Here is a 17,442-nt window from a genome sequence, read left to right on the forward strand (position 1 = left end):
CCGTAAACATCGGCCCTTGGCAACCTTGAATATAGCGGGTTGAACAGCACACAGAGGCTGATTTAACGCCCGGCAAAACCTGACACTACGATCAGGACTTTTTACGTTTTGACTGCCTCCGACTCTTCTAAAAACAAGCGTGAGGAACACCCATGTCCCAGCCCACCGACCGCCTTTGGGGCGCTCGTTTCAAGACCGGCCCGTCTGCTGCACTGGCCGCGTTGTCGCGTTGCCCTGAGCGCTATTTCCGCCTGACGCCCTACGACCTGGCCGGCTCCCGCGCCCATGCCCGTGAGCTGCAGCGCGCCGGTTTGCTGGATGAGTCGGAAACCCTGCGCACACTGGAGGCCTTGGACGGTATCGGTGCGGACTTCGCCGCCGGCCACCTGCATCCGACGCTGGATGACGAGGACGTGCACACCTTCATCGAACGCGTATTGACCGAGCGCCTCGGCGCCCTGGGCGGCAAGCTGCGTGCCGGGCGTTCGCGCAACGACCAGACCGCCAATGATCTGCGCCTTTTCCTGCGTGACCATGCGCGCACCATCACCACCGAGGTGTTGGGGTTGCAGCAGGCGTTGGTGGCGCAAGCCGAGCAACATGTGCAGAGCATCTGCCCGGGCTTCACGCACTTGCAGCAGGCGCAGCCGATTGTGTTTGCCCACCACTTGCTCGCCCATGCCCAGTCGATGTTGCGCGATGTGCAGCGCCTGGTGGATTGGGATGCGCGCACGGCGCTGTCGCCGTTGGGTGCAGCGGCCATGGCCGGTTCCGCGATTGCGCGTATGCCTGAGCATTCGGCCAAGGAAATGGGTTACACCGGGCCGTGCGAAAACTCCATCGATGCCGTCGCCAGCCGTGACCATGTGGCGGAGTTCCTGTTTGTGGCGGGAATGCTCGGGGTGAATATTTCACGCCTGTCCGAAGAGTTTTGCCTGTGGTCGTCGCGCCAGTTTCGTTGGGTGGTGCTGGACGATGCCTACGCGACCGGTAGCTCGATCATGCCGCAGAAGAAGAACCCGGACATTGCCGAACTGGCGCGAGGCAAGGCTGGGCGGTTGATTGGCAACCTGACCGGGTTGATGTCGACGCTCAAGTCGTTGCCACTCTCCTACAACCGCGATTTGAGTGAAGACAAGCACAGCGTGCTCGACAGTGTGGACACCCTGTTGCTGGTACTGCCGGCGATGGCCGGGATGGTGGCGACCATGAAGGTGCAGGTGGAAGAGCTGCGGCGCCAGGCGCCGATGGGCTTTACCTTGGCGACCGAGGTGGCGGACTGGTTGGCCACAAGAGGTGTGCCATTTAAAGAGGCGCATGAGATTACCGGCGCCTTGGTACAGGCCTGTGAGAAGCATGAGATCGAGTTGTGGGAAGCCTCGCCGGCGATGTTGGCGGAGGTGGATGCGCGGCTGACGCCCGAGGTGCGTGACTGCTTGACCCTGGAAGCGGCGATTGCAGCGCGCAGTGGCTGGGGTGGGACGGCGCCGGAACGGGTCAAAGAGCAGATTGATCGGTTGAAAACGGCGCTGGCGGCTCAGCAGCAATGGGCTGACAGCTACACAGGCTTCCGAATTTGACCCACCCCCTGTAGAAGCCCGGCTTGCCAGCGATAGCGTCCACAAAATCGCCATCGCAGGCAAGCCAGCTCCCACAGGTTGAGATTTAACCCGTACTTGTAGGAGCCCGGCTTGCCGGCGATGGCGTCCTTTAGGTCACCATCGCCGGCAAGCCGGGCGCCTACAGAGGGGCGCATGTCTTTAGATTGATCGTTGTTTCGGAGAATCACCATGAACCAAACCCCGGCAGAGCGCTTGGAAGCCGAGCGCAAGTTGTCCGAGAACCAGTTCGATATCACGCAGTACGAACACGTGCCGCGTCGCTATTACGGGCGGATGTTTTTCGCCACGTTGATCGTGATCGTATTGGCCGCACTGTTGCGGGCATTCGCCAACGGCCAGATCGAATGGTCCTACATCGGGCAGTTCCTCACGTCCGAGGCCATCCTCTGGGGCCTGGTGAACACCATCGTCATGTCGATCCTGGCCATGGCGCTGGGCGTGGTGATCGGCGTGATCACGGCGATCATGCGCATGTCGGCCAACCCGATCCTGCGCTACGTGGCTATCACCTACACCTGGCTGTTTCGCGGCACGCCGCTGATCCTGCAATTGCTGCTGTGGTTCAACCTGGCGTTGATCTTCCCGGTGATCGCGATTCCCGGCCTGTTCAGCATCGACACCGTCGACCTGATGACGCCGTTCGTGGCCGCCCTGCTCGGCCTGAGTATCAACCAGGGCGCGTACACCGCCGAGGTGGTGCGCGCCGGCCTGCTCTCCGTAGACACCGGCCAGTACGAAGCCGCCAAGTCCATCGGCATGCCGAGCCTGCAAGCGCTGCGTAGGGTGATTCTGCCCCAGGCGATGCGCGTGATCATTCCGCCTGTAGGCAACGAGTTCATCAGCATGGTGAAAATGACCAGCCTGGCCAGCGTGATCCAGTACTCGGAGCTGCTGCACAACGCACAAAACATCTACTACGCCAACGCACGGGTCATGGAGCTGCTGATCGTGGCCGGCATCTGGTACCTGGCGGTGGTGACTGTTCTTTCATTTGGTCAAAGCCGCCTCGAGCGTCGTTTTGCCCGCGGCGCCGGCAAGCGTTCGTAAGCCTGGGTTGAGGAGATTTGCCCCATGAGAAGCATCGTCAAGGCCGTCAACCTGAACAAGTATTACGACCAGTATCACGCGCTGCGCGACATCAATATCGAGGTCGAGCAAGGCGAAGTGATGTGCATCATCGGCCCGTCGGGTTCCGGTAAAAGCACCCTGCTGCGCTGCGTCAACCAGTTGGAAAAGATCGACAAGGGCGGCCTGTGGGTCGACGGCGAACTGGTGGGTTACCGCGTCGTCGGCAACAAGCTGCACGAGATGAACGAATCGCAGATCGCCCGTCAGCGCCTGGCCACCGGCATGGTGTTCCAGCGTTTCAATTTGTTCCCGCACATGACCGTGTTGCAGAACATCATCGAAGGCCCGTGCCAGGTGCTCAAGCGCTCGCCCAAGGAAGCCACTGAAGATGCGCTGGAATTGCTGGCCCGCGTCGGTCTGGCGGACAAGCGCAATGCCTACCCGGTCGAGCTGTCGGGCGGCCAGCAACAACGTGTAGCGATTGCCCGTGCATTGGCGATGCGCCCCAAGTTGATGCTGTTTGACGAACCCACGTCAGCCCTCGACCCGGAGCTGGTAGGCGAAGTGCTGTCGGTGATGCGTGATTTGGCTACCACGGGCATGACCATGATCGTGGTCACCCATGAGTTGGGCTTTGCCCGCGAAGTGTCCAACCGCATGGTGTTCATGGATGCCGGCCAGATTGTGGAAGCCGGCAGCCCCGAAGAAATTCTAATAAGCCCACAAAACCCGCGTACCCAAAGCTTTATTTCTGCCGTTCGCACTTAACTAAAAAACAAACGAGAACGCCCCCATGAAAAAATTGTTTATCCCAACGTTGCTCGCAGGCCTGATGGCCTCCTCCGCTGTTTTCGCGGCATTGCCGGCGGCAATCAAGGACAAGGGTGAGATCAGCGCGGCCATCGTGCCGAACTACCCGCCGATGGATTTCAAGGACACCGCGACCAACCAACTCACCGGCCTGGACTTCGACCTGGGCAACGCCCTGGCCGAGCGCCTGGGTGTGAAGATCAAGTGGCAGGAAACCGGCTTCGAGCAGATGCTCAGCGGCCTGACCACCAAGCGCGTGGACATCGTGTTGTCGGGCATGAGCGACACCGCCGAGCGCCAAAAGGCGGTGACCTTCATTGACTACTTCACCAGCGGCCCGCAGCTCTACACCCTGGCCAAGCGTGAAGACCTCAAGGAATTGACTGACCTGTGCGGTAAAAAAGTCGGCACCAGCCGTCGCACCACCTGGCCGTCGGAAATTGCCGCATGGAGCAAGGAAAACTGCGAAGCCGCCGGTAAGCCAGCGATCGTGGTGATCGGCACCGAAGGCTCGGCGGACGCGCGGGCACAGTTGCAGCAGAACCGCCTGGATGCGGCGATGCAGGGCAGCGAAACCATTCCGTACCTGATGTCGTTGGACAAGGGTAAATACAAGCCGGTGGGCCTGGCGCTTTCCAAGCAGTTCACTGGGCTTGGGATCGAGAAGAGCAACACTGAATTGGTCACGGCGATCAGCGAGGCGTTGCAGGGCATGATCGATGATGGCACCTACGGCAAGATCCTGAAGAAGTGGGACCTGGAGCAAGGTGCGGTAGAAAAAATCACCATCAACTCCGGCCAATAACCCAAACCCTGTAGGAGCCGGCTTGCTGGCGATGAAGCCCCTGAGACCCGCATCGATTCAGATGGCGCCATCGCCGGCAAGCCGGCTCCTACAGGGGAATTGTGCAATTGCTTGAATAAGGACGCTCGCCCCCACCGTGGCCACCTACTCCCTGGTAATTCGCCGCCTGATGATCTGCTCGCTGACCATCGTGATCAGCCGGGCCATGACCAGCCCGCTGATGACCCTGCTGCTGAGCAACCGCCTGGGCCTCAACCAGCAAGACATCGGTTTGCTGATGGGCATCGCGGTGTTCACCGCTACCTTGATGGGCCTGTATGGCGGCTACGTCATCGATCGCATGGAAAAGCGCAAGCTGCTGATCCTGGCAATGCTCTCCAGCTCCATCGGTTTTCTGTTACTGACCTTTGCCACCAACCTCTACCTCACCACCTTGACGCTCGTGATCACCGAGTCGGCGTCTGCCCTGTTCCTGATCGGCTCCAAGGCGATCATCAGCGAGAACCTGCCGGTCGACCAACGCGCCAAGGTGTTTTCCCTACGCTACACCCTCACCAATATCGGTTACGCCACCGGCCCCATGGTGGGCGTGGTGATTGCCGGGCAAATGCCACTGCTGCCGTTCATGCTGTCCAGCGCCATCGCGTTTGTCAGCGTGTTCCTGATGATCGGCATTCCGCCGACCCAACGTGATGAAAGCACCAAACCGTTGAGCTTTCTCACCACCCTCAGAACCCTGCGCAACGACCGCAGCCTGGTCCTGTTCACCAGTGGCAGCCTGTTGAGCACCATCGTGTACGGCCGCTACACCCTGTACCTGTCGCAGTTCCTGCTGGTGATTCACAACCCGGACGATGCGCTGAGAATCCTGTCCGCCATCCTCGCCTGCAACGCCATCACGGTGATGCTGCTGCAATACCAGATCGGCCGCTTTCTCAAGCGTGAGCAGTTGCGCTACTGGATCCTGCTGGGCACGGCGCTGTTCATCGCTGGGCTGATCGGCTTCAGCCAGGCCGACAGCTTGCTGTCGTGGTGTTTGGCGATGTTCGTGTTCACCTTGGGCGAGATGATCATCTTCCCTTCAGAATTCCTGTTCATCGACACCCTCGCCCCCGAGTCGCTGCGCGGCAGTTATTACGGTGCGCAAAACCTGGCCGCGTTTGGCGGGGCGTTGAGCCCGGTGATTTGCGGGTACCTGTTGATCCATGCGGCGCCGACGGCGATGTTCTATGCGCTGGGCGGGCTCACAGCAGTGGGTGGGACATTGTGCTTTCTGGCCGGGCGGCGGGTAGCTGCGAACCACATCTAATGTAGGAGCTGGCTTACCGGCGATAGCATCGCCGCGGTGCGCCTGAAAGACCGAGTTGCCTGCATCGCCGGCAAGCCAGCTCCTACAATTTGATCTCCGAAATGGCTGATATGTGCGTAGTATCCGGCTATTCATCTCACGGACCCGAGCCCCATGAAATTCGACACGGCCTACAGCCTGACTCTCGACGACAAGCTGTCGATCTACGACGTACGAGACCTGAATTTCGACGAAACCGCCGCTTTCGATTCCGACAAGGACCGCTTCCTGTGCCCCAACGACGAATGCCGCGCGGCGTTCGACACCGACAATGCGCTAAGCACGTTCAACGCCAAGAACGTCAATTACCAGCGCACACCCCACTTCAAGAACAAGACCAGCACCCGGCATATCGACGGCTGCCGCTACGCCAGCAGCTACAAGACGGCGACGGGTGAAGAGGATGATGAACGCGAGGACAATTTCCCGTCGGAATTTGTACTCACCCGGCGTCAGTACGAGCGCAAGGCACCACTGACCGGCACCGCAAGCGGCGCCCCACAGGAGCCGGCGAAAGCACCTTCGAACCGCGTCGCCACCTCTTACAGCGCAAGCGACACCACGCCAGACAAGACCAGCGTGTTCGCCCACCCGGTGGAATGCTACGTGTCGAATATCGACGACAAGGACAAGCTCAAGTCCATGCCGTTGAAGATCGGCGACCACACCGCCACCTACTGGACGTTTTTCAAGAAGATCGAATACCTGCAGGACAACAAAGGGCTGATCTACTGGGGCAAGATCAAGGCGATCAAGGACTACACCAGCAGCTTTCGCATCGACTTCGAAAAAAAGGTGTGGCTCGACAAAAAGCCTTATTCGGTGAATGTCTACCTGAGCAAAAAACTCATCGAGAACTACCGCAAGCGCACGGCTTTCCTGGAGCAGATCAAGGCGGCAGTGGACAGCGAACGGGCGCTCTACTGCTTTTTCTACGGCGTGACGCCTGAGCTCAAGCAAGTGCCCAGCAAGAAAAACCCCGAGCAGACGTTTGGTGTGTTCAGCGCCAATATCGAGAACCTGGATCACCTGATCATCCGGGAAGCGCCAGGGCTGGAATAGTGGGGTTTTAAGAATCCAGTTGATGAGCGGTCAAAACAACTGTACAAAAACACAGTATAGTTTGTCCTCCCCGTCCACTTCTGGAGAACCCCCATGTCCTCTCTGGCAATGAGCTCTTTTGTAGAACAACAAATTGTCCTGCACCAATTCACCGCCAAGCACAGTGTGCAGGCCCGCGCGATGCTGGGTTGGAGCCGTGAAGACCTGGCCCGCCAGGCCGACGTGCCGGTGAGTGCCGTTCAACAGTTTGAAAGCCAGGGCGATGTGGACGATGACGCCCGCCTGGCCCTGGCGTTTCGACTGGAGGCTGAAGGGTTGGTGTTCTTTCCCGGGTTTGCGCCGGGGTGGGGAATGAGCGTGCGCCGGTTCGACAGCACGCCAACCGAGCCTGCTGCCATGGGCATCATTTCGCGCCTGATGGGCTCAACAGCGTCCTTTGATCCCCAAAACCCTCAACCGAATGGTGCATAGCCGGGCTTCATTCTCAAGCCTGCTGCTGCAACGCCCGGCGCATCGGTTTGACAGAAGTCTTGGCCGCCTGCTCATAGCCATGGGCCACGGCCAGCAACGCAGGTTCAGACCAGCGGGTACCGAAGAAGTATGCGCTGGTCGGCAGTCCGTCCTCATGGGTACCGGAGGGCACAGCAATGCCCGGGTAACCTGCTGCGGCTACGCCAAAGTAAGTACCGGTTTCGAAATCTGCCACCATGGCATCCAGGTTTTCCTGTTCGATCGGCTGATCCACCGCATCGCGAAAATCCTTGATCAATACGCTCCATTTCGCCGCACGCTCTTCAGGCGTCAGGGTCGAGTCATCAACCTGCCGCAGCGTCGGCTGATGATCGGTTTCTGTCCCGTCGCGTTCGTCGTTGAACTTGATCAGTTCAGTCAGCGACTTGACCGGCAAACCGGAGCGCTGCCTCAAATACGTATTCATCTCTTCTTTCGCATCCGAGAACAGCAAATCCCCGTACCCAGAGGCGTCGGCTATTCGCACATTTACCGGCACGAGGATCGCACCCGCGTCCTTGAGCACCTTCAGGGTCTGGGTGAACTGTGCACTGTCAGCCACCGGTTCCAGTTTGCCCGCCACGACAAAATGGGCGGGATAACCAATGCGTTTGCCGATCAAGGCTCCCGGAACGAGCGCCTTGGTGTAGTCGATACGTTCGGGGGCGCCGACGCTGGCCGGATCCTTGGGGTCACGACCTGACATTGCATTGAGCATCAACGCGACATCGAACACCGAGCGCGCCATAGGCCCCGGCACGTCCTGATGACGGCTGGCGGGGATAATGCCGTTGCGGTCCAGCAAGCCGACGCTGGGCTTGAGCCCCACCACGCCATTGAGCGCCGCGGGCACGATGATCGAACCGTTGGTCTCTGTCCCCAGCGCAAGGGGCGCCAGGCCGGCGGCAACCGCTGCGGCCGATCCGGAGCTGGACCCGCCAACATCGGCATCGCGGTGGTGCGGGTTACGGGTTTGCCCGCCACGACTGCTCCAGCCATCGGCACCACCGCGAAACCCGGCCAGCTCAGTCAGGTTGGTTTTACCAATGATCACCGCGCCCTGGTCAAGCAAATACTGGACGAGCGGTGCATTCTTGCCGGCTGCCTCCCCCACCAGGCCAAAAGCCCCTGCGCTGGTTTGCATGCTTTCTGTCTCGACGTTGTCTTTGATCAGGACGGGGATGCCGTGCAGAGGCCCGCGGACCTTGCCCTCGGCACGCTCACGGTCCAGCCTGCGCGCGTCTTCCAGCGCGTGGGGGTTGAGCTCAATGACGGCATTCAATTCGGGGTTTTGCTGGCGAATACGTTCCTGCAGGTGGTAGACCAGATCAACCGAGGTCATTGCGCCAGACTTGCTCATTTGCTCGCGCAATTCACTCACACTGGCGTACTCGGTTCCAGGCGGCACGGGTTTGGGAGGCGCCGCAAGCGTAAGGGGGCGTTTTGAAAGAGCAGCGAGGTGAACAAATGCACCGACAACAACAGGACTAATGCCAAACATGAAGCACCTCTCGGGAAGGGTAAGAAACAACGAAGGGCCCCTGTGGGTCCGGGTGCCAGTCTAAAAAGGCTCCTCCTTCCCGGCTGCAAGACGCGAATAGTCCAATGCGTGGGATTGTTCACTGCGGTGTGTGTGCTATCCCTAAACGTCTGACAGACAACAAACCCTGCGATACGTCTGCATTACCGCCACCAACGCATCCCCGGACCAGCGCGTCCCGTAGAACCACAATGTCTGCCCCTCACCCAATGGCTCGCCAACACGCGGATACCCGTTCCAACAGGCCGTAAGAAACGCAGCGTTGTGGCTATCGGACACAAGTGCGTCCAAGCGATATTCGCTCACATGGGCATCGATTTCGTTGTAAGTCTGTTGGGTAACGCGCAAGGTTTCGTCGGGCCGCTGGGCGGGCACGGCCACCAGTTGCGCCCCAGCGCGACGCAAGATGCCCAGCGCGTTCAGGAACGCGGCACTGTGTTGGATCGGCTCATATTCATGACCACGCACCCAGCGGTCGGCAAATCCCAAACGCCTGTCTGCCAGGGTCTGTGAGGGCGTAAAGGTCGTGTTGTTCTGCACCAGAGGTACTTCCACCATCACCGGCCCGGAAGGGTCGACGCCACTCAGGGCGATCAGTGATAACGAAGGGTCACGGGGAGGTTTGAGAGGAAGCGCTGGTGCGTCATACCCGGGAATGGGCACGCAGCCCTTGGCTTGCACACCAAAGGCGATGGCAGTTGGGCTAACACTTTCGCCTGAAAGCCCGTGCGCGCCCGGAGTCGTTAACGAGTGCTCCATCGTCGATGACAGGGGTTGCCCCGGTCGGCAAGCCAGACCCACTCGCCAATATTTCTTACATTCTTCATTCATCAGAACCTGCCCCCGGAAAATGACTTTCCGGGGATCATCGCACCCTCTTCCGGCGCTTGTCGTAGGCCTGAAACACCTTGAAATTGCCTTTTTTCCTGGAGCGCCGTGATCAGCCTGCTACACGCTCTTCCACACCCGGATTTTCCACCTCCAGCCACCATGCCCTGCCACGCTCCGGTTGGTTCAAGCTGAACGCCTGGCCCATTGCCGGTGTGGTGATCGACACGTTGCGCTCCCACGCCAGCGCCATGATACGGTCGAAGGGTTCATGCCAGGCGTGAAACGCCAGGTCGAATGTGCCGTTGTGAATCGGCAGCAACCAACGGCCCTTGAGATCGATGTGCGCTTGCAGGGTTTGCTCCGGCTGCATGTGCACATGGGGCCAATCGACGTTGTAAGCACCTGTTTCCATCAGCGTCAGATCAAACGGCCCGTACTGCTCGCCGATACGTTTGAAACCGTCGAAATAACCGGTATCGCCACTGAAGAAGATACGCCGCGCACCGTCGATCATCACCCAGGAGCACCACAAGGTCTGGTTGCCATCGAACAGGCCACGCCCGGAAAAATGCTGCGCAGGCGTGGAGACAAAACGAATGCCATCCACCTCGGTGCCCTGCCACCAATCCAACTGGCGGACCTTGGCCGCGTCGACGCCCCATTTGACCAGGGTGTCGCCCACGCCCAGGGGCGCCAGAAAGTAACGAGTCTTATCGGCCAGTTGAATCACGGCCTTGCGGTCAAGATGGTCGTAGTGGTTGTGAGAAAGGATCACCGCTTCCAGTGCCGGCAATTCTTCAAGACTGATGGGCGGCTGGTGAAAACGCTTGGGGCCAGCCCAGCTGAAGGGCGAGGCACGCTCGGCAAATACCGGGTCGGTCACCCAGAATTTGCCGCGCATTTTCAGCAGCACGGTGGAATGCCCAAGGCGGAACACGCTGTGATCCGGCGCTGCCAGCAGCTGCTCACGCGTCAGCGGTTGCACCGGAATGTTGCCCACAGGCCGAGTGGTACGCGGCTTGTTAAACAGCATGTTCCAGAAAATACGCAACGTTTTGCCAAAGCCGCCATGCTGCACGGGGGCATCGTTGGTGAAATGCCCTTGGTCCTGCTCGGCGGGTTTGAGCGCGGCAGGCGAAGGGTCTAGACGGGATGAAATCGTGGCCATTGCAGAGTGACTCCTGGGGTCCGCTCACAAATTACGCTGTGCGCATGAGTTACACTGCACAGTGTAGTTTCTAGATTGCAACAAAAGCCGGAGCAAGTAAACTACCGAGTGTAATTTCCTCTCAGAGCCGAATGTTATCCATGACTGCCCCCCTACGCCTCACCGACCGTAAACGCGAAGCCATCGTGGCCGCTGCCATCGCCGAGTTTCGGGCGAACGGGTTCGAGGTCACCAGCATGGACAAGATTGCCGCCACGGCGGGCGTTTCCAAACGTACGGTCTACAACCACTTCCCCAGCAAAGAAGAGTTGTTCGCCGAAATCCTCCACCAACTCTGGGCCAGCAGCGTTGCGCAACTGGACGTCAGCTACACCAGCGACCGCCCCCTGCGCGACCAATTGCGCGGGTTGCTGCAAGCAAAAATGCAGATGATGGCGGACGCCAACTTCCTCGACCTCGCCCGTGTCGCGATTGCCGCTACCATTCATTCGCCGGAACGTGCGCAGGACATGGTCACTCGCCTGAGCAAGCGCGAGGAAGGCTTTACCCAATGGGTGCGGGCCGCGCAGGAAGATGGCCGGCTCAACTGCACCGACCCGGCCTTTGCCGCCCATCAGATTCAAAGCCTGCTCAAGGCGTTTGCGTTCTGGCCACAGATCACCCTGGGCCAGCCGCCCCTCGATGCCGCCAGCCAGGCCGGCGTGATTGAATCGGCGATCGACCTGTTCCTGGCCGGCTATGAAGTGCGCACGCCCTCCCCACAGTAAATCCTGTTGCAGGAACGACATTCCAGGTCGTTTTTCGCCTATTCGCACAGCGCGCAAGGCAAATGGCTTGGAAGGACACTGATTATTCCCACGCGAATAACTGACAATATTCACACCTATTATCCGATCAACGGTTCTAACCGCTGACGCACGCTGTCGTATCTGCAAAAAAAGAGCTGACCCCAGGACACTATGGAAAACAGACAAGGCAAAGGGCTTTCATTTGCCAGGCGTATCTACAAGCCAAGGATCATCGGCCTGGGTATCGGCTGCATCAGTGTCAGCGGCGCTTTATATCCATTGGCGATGCCAGGCTGGGTGTGGGCGTTCCTGCTGTTCAATGGCTACGCGTGGGCCCACGTGGCCTACCAGCTCGCGGCCCGCTCACAATTCCCCTACCAGGCCGAGCAACGCAATCTGCTTTATGACTCGCTGTTCGGCGGTTTCTGGGCCGCAGCCACGCAATTCACCCCCCTGACGACCGTGACCATCCTGTCGATGATGACCATGAACAACGTCGCGGCGGGCGGCAAGCGCCTGTTCCTGCGTGGGCTGCTGGCACAAGGCGCGGGGATGGTCGTGGCCTGCGCGCTGTTCGGGTTCAAGTTCAACCCCAACGTCAGCCTGACCCAGGTCTACACCTGCCTGCCGATGCTGACGCTGTATCCGATGGCGATCGGCATGGTCTGCTACCAGTTGGCGATCAAACTGTCGGAACACAAGCGTGCCCTCAGTGCCCTGAGCCGCATCGACAGCCTCACCGGCCTGCTCAACCATGGCTCGTGGAAAGACCTGCTCAATCTCAAGTTCCACAAGTGCCAGCAGCAACAAGGCCAGGCCACCATCGCCCTGATCGACATCGACCACTTCAAGCAGATCAACGACACCCACGGGCATATCGTCGGCGATGCAGTGCTGAAACAACTGAGCCAGGAATTGCGCCTGCACCTGCGTGAAAACGACCTGGCCGGACGTTACGGTGGCGACGAGTTCTGTGTGATTCTTCCGCAAATGCCCCTCGAAGAAGCCGCGCAGGTGATGGAACACATGCGCGAAACATTCGGCAATTACAGCAACCCGCAGATCCCCGAGCTGCGCGTGAGCCTGAGCATCGGCCTGGCGGATTTCCAGCCCTTCTTCAGCGATGCTGCGGACTGGCTCAATGCCGCAGACCGTGCGCTCTACGCCGCCAAGGACACCGGCCGCAACCGGGTGAATGTCAGCGACTATGCGGTCGCTCACTCGGCCTGAGTCGTCCTACAACATCTCGTCTGAATTATCCGACTCGCGCCCGTGGCGATAGCATAATGCCGCCACTGGTCGCCTTCTGCGAAAAGCCCCGCCCAAGGGCAGAACTTCTGACAGCTCACGCGACTCTCACCCCGTTGTTCCACCCCCTCTGTCAGCACAAGGAAGCTGGCAATGAGCACGTCAACCGTAAGGCTTTGGGCCGTACGGGGGCAGGCGATCGTCATGGATACCTCAGTCGCGTGGTTGCCCGAGCCCTCGAATATGCTATTCAACGCCCACAAGAAAACCATCAGTACCCTGCAACAAGCCAACGCCCAGCAAACCAGCCTGCTGGAGGCCATCGAGCGCTCCATGGCGGTGATCGAATTCGACCTGCACGGCAACGTGTTGCGGGCCAACGACAACTTCCTCAAGACCCTGGGCTACCGCGCCGAGCAGATCCTGGGCCAGCACCATCGGATGTTCTGCACGCCCGCCTTTGCCCGCAGCGCCGAGTACAACCAGCTGTGGACGCAACTGCGTAACGGCCAGTTCCAGTCCGGCACCTTTGAACGGGTGGCCGGCGACGGTCAGTCGGTGTGGCTGGAAGCCAGCTACAACCCGGTACGCGACGACGCAGGCCAAGTAATCAAAGTGGTGAAGTACGCCATGGACGTCACCCCGCGCCTGCAGGCCGAAAGCGAAGCCAACGCGAAGCTTGGCGCCATCGACCGGGCCATGGCGGTGATCGAGTTCAACCTCGACGGCACCATCCTCACGGCCAACGCGAATTTCCTTCAGCGCATGGGCTACAGCCTGGCGCAGATCCAGGGCCAGCATCACCGTCTGTTCTGCAAGCCCGAACTGGCCAACAGCACCGCCTACAGCGACTTCTGGAAACGCTTGAACCAGGGCGAGCTGTTCAACGGCCAGTTCGAGCGCGTCGATAAACACGGCCAGACCGTGTGGCTGGAAGCCAACTACAACCCGGTATACGACGCCAGCGGGCGCCTGTGCAAAGTGGTGAAGTTCGCCTCCGACGTGACGGCCCGCGTGCAACAACATGCTGCCGACGCCCAAAGCGCGGCCCAGGCCTATCACATCTCACTCAACACTCGGGACATCGCCGAAAAAGGCGCTGACGTGATCCAGCAAACCGCCAGCGGCATGCGCGACATTGCCGCCGACATCGACGGTTCCTCGCAGCTGATCGCCAAACTGGGCGAGCGTTCGCAGCAGATCACCGCCATCGTCAATACCATCCGTGGCATTGCCGACCAGACCAACCTGCTGGCCCTCAATGCCGCCATCGAAGCCGCCCGCGCCGGCGAACAAGGCCGTGGCTTTGCGGTGGTGGCCGATGAGGTGCGGCAACTGGCGGCGCGCACCAGCGGGTCGACGGCGGAAATTTCCAGCATGATCGCGATGATCCAGGATGAAACCCGCCAAGCCATCGACAGCATGGACGGCACCCGCGACCGCGCCGCGCAAGGCGTGGAGTTGGCCAACCGCGCCGGCACGGTGATCCTGCAGATCCGCGAAGGCACCAGCGAGGCCGTGCAGGCGGTGAGCGCGTTTGCCAACGAACGGGGCAACAACTGACCCGATCTTCATGTGTCTGGCCCGGGGGCCCGGTCTATAGTGCGAACTGTCTTCACGCTAAGGATTCGAGCCCGCCATGACCCCCGACAAGCCAGACACCGCCCCCGTCGACCACCTGCGTTTCCACCGAGGCCACGCCCACCTGGCGCCCACCTTTGGCAACGACACCTTCGCGCTCAAGGCCGAAGCCTTCGCACGCTTCTTTGGCACCCCCACCTTCCTTGGCGCGCAAACCGCGATCGTGGTGCTGTGGGTGGTGCTGAACATGACCGGCATCACGCACTTTGACGTGTACCCGTTCATCCTGCTCAATCTGGCATTCAGCCTGCAATCGGCCTACGCCGCGCCGCTGATCCTGCTGGCCCAGACCCGCCAGGCCGCCCGCGACAAGGCCCAGTCCGATGCTGACGCACAACACCGTGAAGCCCTGGCCATCGCCAACACCGAACGCCAGGCCCAAGCGGCGCAGACCACCAAACAGTTGCTGGAACTGCTGGAACAGAACACCCGCCTGACGGAAATGACCAAGCAACTGACCGAACGCATCGAAACCCTGACCTGCGAGATGCATGAGCAGTTTGTGCGCAAACCCTGAGCACACCGCAATCCCCTGTAGGAGCCGGCTTGCCGGCGATTGCGATGGGTCAGCCATTCCGTGATGACCTGGCACACCGCTATCGCCGGCAAGCCGGCCCCTACAATGAACCGCGTACGTGCCGGGCCAGCTCATCAAACAACGTCACCACCGAACGCAGCGCCCGGCAATCAGGCCGCGTAAGCAACCACAGCGCCGTGTCATGCCCAGTCAATACCGGGCCAAGCGGTTGCAGGTCATCCCCCAATAAAAAGTCCGGCAATGCGGCCACCCCCATGCCGCCGCGCACCAGTTCGGTGACCGACAACATGCTGTTGCAGCGATAACTGGGGCGCACACCGGGCAAGTGTTCGCGGCGCCAAACCACCGTAGGGTGATCAGGCAGAAAATCATCCGGTGCGATCCAGGCCAGTTCCGCCAATTCCCGGCCCGCATGTTGATGCGCAAACGCCGGGCTGGCGCACACCTGGTAGGTCACAGTGCCCAGGCACCGCCCCACCAGATGCTCGGGCGGGGTCTTGGTCAGGCGCAAGGCGATATCCGCGTCGCGCCGGCTGAGGTTGGCGAAATCGTTGGAAGTGCTCAGCTCCAGCGTGAGCGCCGGGTACTCGGGCATGAACTGCGCCAACGCCGGCAGCAGCAAGCCCTGCAGCACTGAGTCAGTGCAGGTCAGGCGCACCGTGCCGCTGATCACTTCACCGCCCTGTTCGACGCCAATGCGCGCCGCCTCCAACGCTTGCTCCGCCCGCTCGGCCTGCTGTGCAAGGCTGCTGGCCAGGCTCGTGGGCAGGTACCCGGCGCGGCTTTTTTCAAACAGCGTCTGGCCCAGCGAAGCCTCCAACCGCCGCACCGCGCGGAACACCGTGGACACGTCCACCCGCAACAACGCCGCCGCCCGCGCCAGGGTGCCGCCACGCACCAGGGCAAGGATCAAGGATAAGTCGGGATAGTCGATTTGATAGTGCGTGGCTGCATTGAGCATGTGGGCAAACGCCAATTTTGATTGCATGAACGCCAATCTATAGTGCGCCCCAGGACACAACAAGCCATGGGACGTACCTGATGAAAGCCACCACCCTGCACATTGCCTTGATCGGCGACCACGACCCCAGCGTCACCGCGCACCAGGCCATTCCCCTGGCACTGAAGCAAGCCGCAGACGCACTGGGTGTGACCGTTCATGTCCAGTGGCTGGACACCGACACACTGACGTCCACTGCCCCCTTGCACGGTTTCGACGGTTTCTGGTGCGTACCCGCCAGCCCCTATCGCGACACCGACGGCGCCTTGCGCGCCATCCGGTTTGCTCGCGAACAGAAGCACCCTTTCCTCGGCACCTGCGGCGGTTTTCAACATGCAGTGCTGGAGTACGCCCGCAACGCACTGGGCTGGGCGGACGCCGAGCATGGCGAATTAGCCCCCGATGCCAAACGCGCGGTGATCGTGCCGTTGACCTGCGCGTTGGTGGAGGCGACCGACGCTGTGCGCCTGGCGCCCTACACGCGCATCGCCGAAGCCTACGGCACGCTCGACCTTCAGGAAGGCTACCGCTGCCGTTACGGCATGAACCCCGAATTCACCGCCGCGCTACTGGAAGGCGACCTGATTCCCAGCGGGCACGACTCGGCCGGCGACCTGCGTGCCGTGGAACTGCTGGACCACCCGTTTTTCGTCGCCACGCTGTTCCAGCCCGAACGCGCCGCGCTCAAGGGCATTACACCGCCCCTGGCGATTGCACTGCTCAAGGCCTGCCAGGCGGTGTCAGCATGATTGCCAATACACCGGCCCCGCCCTACTACGCAGTGATTTTCAGCTCGCTGCGCAGCGAGGGCGATAACGGCTACGGCCAGGCGGCGGCGCGCATGCTGGAACTGGCCCGCGAACAACCGGGGTTTCTTGGGGTGGAGTCGGCGCGGGAGGATGGCCTGGGGATCACGGTGTCGTACTGGAACAGCGAGGCGGCGATCCTGGCGTGGAAGCAGCAGGCCGAGCACCAGGCGGTGCGCGAAAAAGGCCGCGCCACCTGGTACTCGGCGTTTCAAACCCGCGTGTGCAAAGTCGAACGCGTCTACAGCTTCAACGCAAGCTGAAATGTGGGAGCTGGCTTGCCTGCTCCCACAGTTTGAGTTTTAGGTACCTTGAGAAAATATCGCTCTAGCTCACCAAACTTCGCAGCGCACTGATCTGCGGGATCTCCACCCGCCGCATGTACACCCGCAACGGCTCGGTGATGTTGATGCGGTCGTCGATGTTCTGGTCCAGCAGCAGTTGAATGCGCTCGCGGGACAAGGTCATGGCGTGATCGGCGGCCGGTAGCCAGACAAATTCGGCGGTGGGGATGATGCCGTCATCGGCCACGTCCATGCCGAAGGAATCTTCGCTGAAACGCACAATGTAGTGGCCGGTCTTGCGGTTCAGGCCGACAAAACCGTGGAGTCGGTCGGCGGCCTGGCAGATGAGTTCGGACGTGATGCGCATGGTAAA

17 protein-coding genes and 2 pseudogenes are annotated in these 17,442 nt (G+C 60.6%); 14 read left to right on the plus strand and 5 right to left on the minus strand.

Annotation, left to right across the window (positions count from 1 at the left end; translation table 11 throughout):
* Positions 1-152: 152 nt before the first annotated feature.
* From argH to HX792_RS21540, 7 genes are all read left to right on the plus strand, one after another.
* Positions 153-1,580 carry an argininosuccinate lyase gene (gene argH / locus HX792_RS21510; protein WP_176997972.1) on the plus strand — a complete coding sequence of 476 codons (1,428 nt, stop codon included), beginning with the start codon at positions 153-155 and terminating at the stop codon, positions 1,578-1,580.
* A gap of 210 nt (positions 1,581-1,790) precedes the next feature.
* Positions 1,791-2,669 carry an amino acid ABC transporter permease gene (locus tag HX792_RS21515; protein WP_016974698.1) on the plus strand — a complete coding sequence of 293 codons (879 nt, stop codon included), beginning with the start codon at positions 1,791-1,793 and terminating at the stop codon, positions 2,667-2,669.
* Between the two features lie 24 nt (positions 2,670-2,693).
* Positions 2,694-3,458 carry an amino acid ABC transporter ATP-binding protein gene (locus HX792_RS21520; protein ID WP_016974699.1) on the plus strand — a complete coding sequence of 255 codons (765 nt, stop codon included), beginning with the start codon at positions 2,694-2,696 and terminating at the stop codon, positions 3,456-3,458.
* Between the two features lie 25 nt (positions 3,459-3,483).
* Entirely contained in the window at positions 3,484-4,305 is an 822-nt protein-coding gene (locus HX792_RS21525) for an ABC transporter substrate-binding protein (RefSeq protein WP_176997973.1), read from the plus strand.
* A 136-nt stretch (positions 4,306-4,441) separates the two neighbouring features.
* Positions 4,442-5,614, plus strand: coding sequence for an MFS transporter (locus HX792_RS21530; RefSeq protein WP_176997974.1), 1,173 nt, complete (start codon positions 4,442-4,444; stop codon positions 5,612-5,614).
* A gap of 153 nt (positions 5,615-5,767) precedes the next feature.
* Positions 5,768-6,715 carry a hypothetical protein gene (locus HX792_RS21535; protein ID WP_176997975.1) on the plus strand — a complete coding sequence of 316 codons (948 nt, stop codon included), beginning with the start codon at positions 5,768-5,770 and terminating at the stop codon, positions 6,713-6,715.
* A 93-nt stretch (positions 6,716-6,808) separates the two neighbouring features.
* On the plus strand, positions 6,809-7,186 hold the full coding sequence (locus HX792_RS21540; protein WP_176997976.1) for a helix-turn-helix transcriptional regulator: 378 nt from the start codon (positions 6,809-6,811) through the stop codon (positions 7,184-7,186).
* A gap of 13 nt (positions 7,187-7,199) precedes the next feature.
* On the opposite strand, the gene HX792_RS21545 is transcribed toward HX792_RS21540, so the two are convergent.
* From HX792_RS21545 to HX792_RS21555, 3 genes are all read right to left on the minus strand, one after another.
* Complete coding sequence (locus HX792_RS21545) at positions 7,200-8,726, minus strand: amidase family protein (RefSeq protein ID WP_176997977.1); 1,527 nt, start codon at positions 8,724-8,726, stop codon at positions 7,200-7,202.
* Positions 8,727-8,867: 141 nt separating this feature from the next.
* Positions 8,868-9,596 carry a hypothetical protein gene (locus HX792_RS21550; protein WP_176997978.1) on the minus strand — a complete coding sequence of 243 codons (729 nt, stop codon included), beginning with the start codon at positions 9,594-9,596 and terminating at the stop codon, positions 8,868-8,870.
* A 109-nt stretch (positions 9,597-9,705) separates the two neighbouring features.
* Positions 9,706-10,764: an MBL fold metallo-hydrolase gene (locus tag HX792_RS21555; RefSeq protein ID WP_176997979.1), complete on the minus strand. Its 1,059-nt coding sequence runs from the start codon at positions 10,762-10,764 to the stop codon at positions 9,706-9,708.
* 140 nt (positions 10,765-10,904) lie between these two features.
* Here HX792_RS21555 and HX792_RS21560 point away from each other — a divergent pair, with 140 nt between their 5' ends.
* From HX792_RS21560 to HX792_RS21575, 5 genes and pseudogenes are all read left to right on the plus strand, one after another.
* Positions 10,905-11,531, plus strand: coding sequence for a TetR/AcrR family transcriptional regulator (locus HX792_RS21560; RefSeq protein ID WP_176997980.1), 627 nt, complete (start codon positions 10,905-10,907; stop codon positions 11,529-11,531).
* Between the two features lie 192 nt (positions 11,532-11,723).
* The gene (locus HX792_RS21565; protein WP_176997981.1) at positions 11,724-12,782 is read left to right on the plus strand and encodes a diguanylate cyclase; all 1,059 of its coding nucleotides are present in this window, start codon (positions 11,724-11,726) and stop codon (positions 12,780-12,782) included.
* A gap of 261 nt (positions 12,783-13,043) precedes the next feature.
* Positions 13,044-13,814: pseudogene (locus tag HX792_RS30690) on the plus strand (PAS domain-containing protein); the annotation flags it as partial.
* 114 nt (positions 13,815-13,928) lie between these two features.
* A pseudogene (locus HX792_RS30695) lies at positions 13,929-14,363 on the plus strand (methyl-accepting chemotaxis protein); the annotation flags it as partial.
* Between the two features lie 76 nt (positions 14,364-14,439).
* Complete coding sequence (locus tag HX792_RS21575; RefSeq protein WP_176997982.1) at positions 14,440-14,958, plus strand: DUF1003 domain-containing protein; 519 nt, start codon at positions 14,440-14,442, stop codon at positions 14,956-14,958.
* Between the two features lie 100 nt (positions 14,959-15,058).
* Here HX792_RS21575 and HX792_RS21580 read toward each other — a convergent pair whose 3' ends face one another.
* On the minus strand, positions 15,059-15,940 hold the full coding sequence (locus tag HX792_RS21580) for a LysR family transcriptional regulator (RefSeq protein WP_176998022.1): 882 nt from the start codon (positions 15,938-15,940) through the stop codon (positions 15,059-15,061).
* An 80-nt stretch (positions 15,941-16,020) separates the two neighbouring features.
* On the opposite strand from HX792_RS21580, the gene HX792_RS21585 reads away from it, so the two are divergent.
* Both HX792_RS21585 and HX792_RS21590 read left to right on the plus strand, forming a co-directional pair.
* Positions 16,021-16,728, plus strand: a complete 708-nt coding sequence (locus tag HX792_RS21585) for a CTP synthase (protein WP_176997983.1) — start codon at positions 16,021-16,023, stop codon at positions 16,726-16,728.
* The gene (locus tag HX792_RS21590) at positions 16,725-17,048 is read left to right on the plus strand and encodes an antibiotic biosynthesis monooxygenase (protein WP_176997984.1); all 324 of its coding nucleotides are present in this window, start codon (positions 16,725-16,727) and stop codon (positions 17,046-17,048) included. The genes HX792_RS21585 and HX792_RS21590 overlap by 4 nt, the downstream gene beginning before the upstream one ends.
* Positions 17,049-17,112: 64 nt before the next feature.
* Here HX792_RS21590 and HX792_RS21595 read toward each other — a convergent pair whose 3' ends face one another.
* On the minus strand, positions 17,113-17,436 hold the full coding sequence (locus HX792_RS21595) for a DUF2025 family protein (protein ID WP_176997985.1): 324 nt from the start codon (positions 17,434-17,436) through the stop codon (positions 17,113-17,115).
* Positions 17,437-17,442 lie beyond the last annotated feature (6 nt).

Source organism: Pseudomonas sp. B6002, from assembly GCF_013385985.1.
Taxonomy (GTDB): domain Bacteria; phylum Pseudomonadota; class Gammaproteobacteria; order Pseudomonadales; family Pseudomonadaceae; genus Aquipseudomonas.

What these genes read in the sequence shown, in the direction of transcription:
- argH (WP_176997972.1), top strand. Translation starts at nt 153, where the DNA reads ATGTCCCAGCCCACCGACCGCCTTTGGGGCGCTCGTTTCAAGACCGGC.
- HX792_RS21515 (WP_016974698.1), top strand. Translation starts at nt 1,791, where the DNA reads ATGAACCAAACCCCGGCAGAGCGCTTGGAAGCCGAGCGCAAGTTGTCC.
- HX792_RS21520 (WP_016974699.1), top strand. Translation starts at nt 2,694, where the DNA reads ATGAGAAGCATCGTCAAGGCCGTCAACCTGAACAAGTATTACGACCAG.
- HX792_RS21525 (WP_176997973.1), top strand. Translation starts at nt 3,484, where the DNA reads ATGAAAAAATTGTTTATCCCAACGTTGCTCGCAGGCCTGATGGCCTCC.
- HX792_RS21535 (WP_176997975.1), top strand. Translation starts at nt 5,768, where the DNA reads ATGAAATTCGACACGGCCTACAGCCTGACTCTCGACGACAAGCTGTCG.
- HX792_RS21540 (WP_176997976.1), top strand. Translation starts at nt 6,809, where the DNA reads ATGTCCTCTCTGGCAATGAGCTCTTTTGTAGAACAACAAATTGTCCTG.
- HX792_RS21545 (WP_176997977.1), bottom strand. Translation starts at nt 8,726, where the DNA reads ATGTTTGGCATTAGTCCTGTTGTTGTCGGTGCATTTGTTCACCTCGCT.
- HX792_RS21550 (WP_176997978.1), bottom strand. Translation starts at nt 9,596, where the DNA reads ATGAATGAAGAATGTAAGAAATATTGGCGAGTGGGTCTGGCTTGCCGA.
- HX792_RS21555 (WP_176997979.1), bottom strand. Translation starts at nt 10,764, where the DNA reads ATGGCCACGATTTCATCCCGTCTAGACCCTTCGCCTGCCGCGCTCAAA.
- HX792_RS21560 (WP_176997980.1), top strand. Translation starts at nt 10,905, where the DNA reads ATGACTGCCCCCCTACGCCTCACCGACCGTAAACGCGAAGCCATCGTG.
- HX792_RS21565 (WP_176997981.1), top strand. Translation starts at nt 11,724, where the DNA reads ATGGAAAACAGACAAGGCAAAGGGCTTTCATTTGCCAGGCGTATCTAC.
- HX792_RS21575 (WP_176997982.1), top strand. Translation starts at nt 14,440, where the DNA reads ATGACCCCCGACAAGCCAGACACCGCCCCCGTCGACCACCTGCGTTTC.
- HX792_RS21580 (WP_176998022.1), bottom strand. Translation starts at nt 15,940, where the DNA reads ATGCTCAATGCAGCCACGCACTATCAAATCGACTATCCCGACTTATCC.
- HX792_RS21585 (WP_176997983.1), top strand. Translation starts at nt 16,021, where the DNA reads ATGAAAGCCACCACCCTGCACATTGCCTTGATCGGCGACCACGACCCC.
- HX792_RS21590 (WP_176997984.1), top strand. Translation starts at nt 16,725, where the DNA reads ATGATTGCCAATACACCGGCCCCGCCCTACTACGCAGTGATTTTCAGC.
- HX792_RS21595 (WP_176997985.1), bottom strand. Translation starts at nt 17,436, where the DNA reads ATGCGCATCACGTCCGAACTCATCTGCCAGGCCGCCGACCGACTCCAC.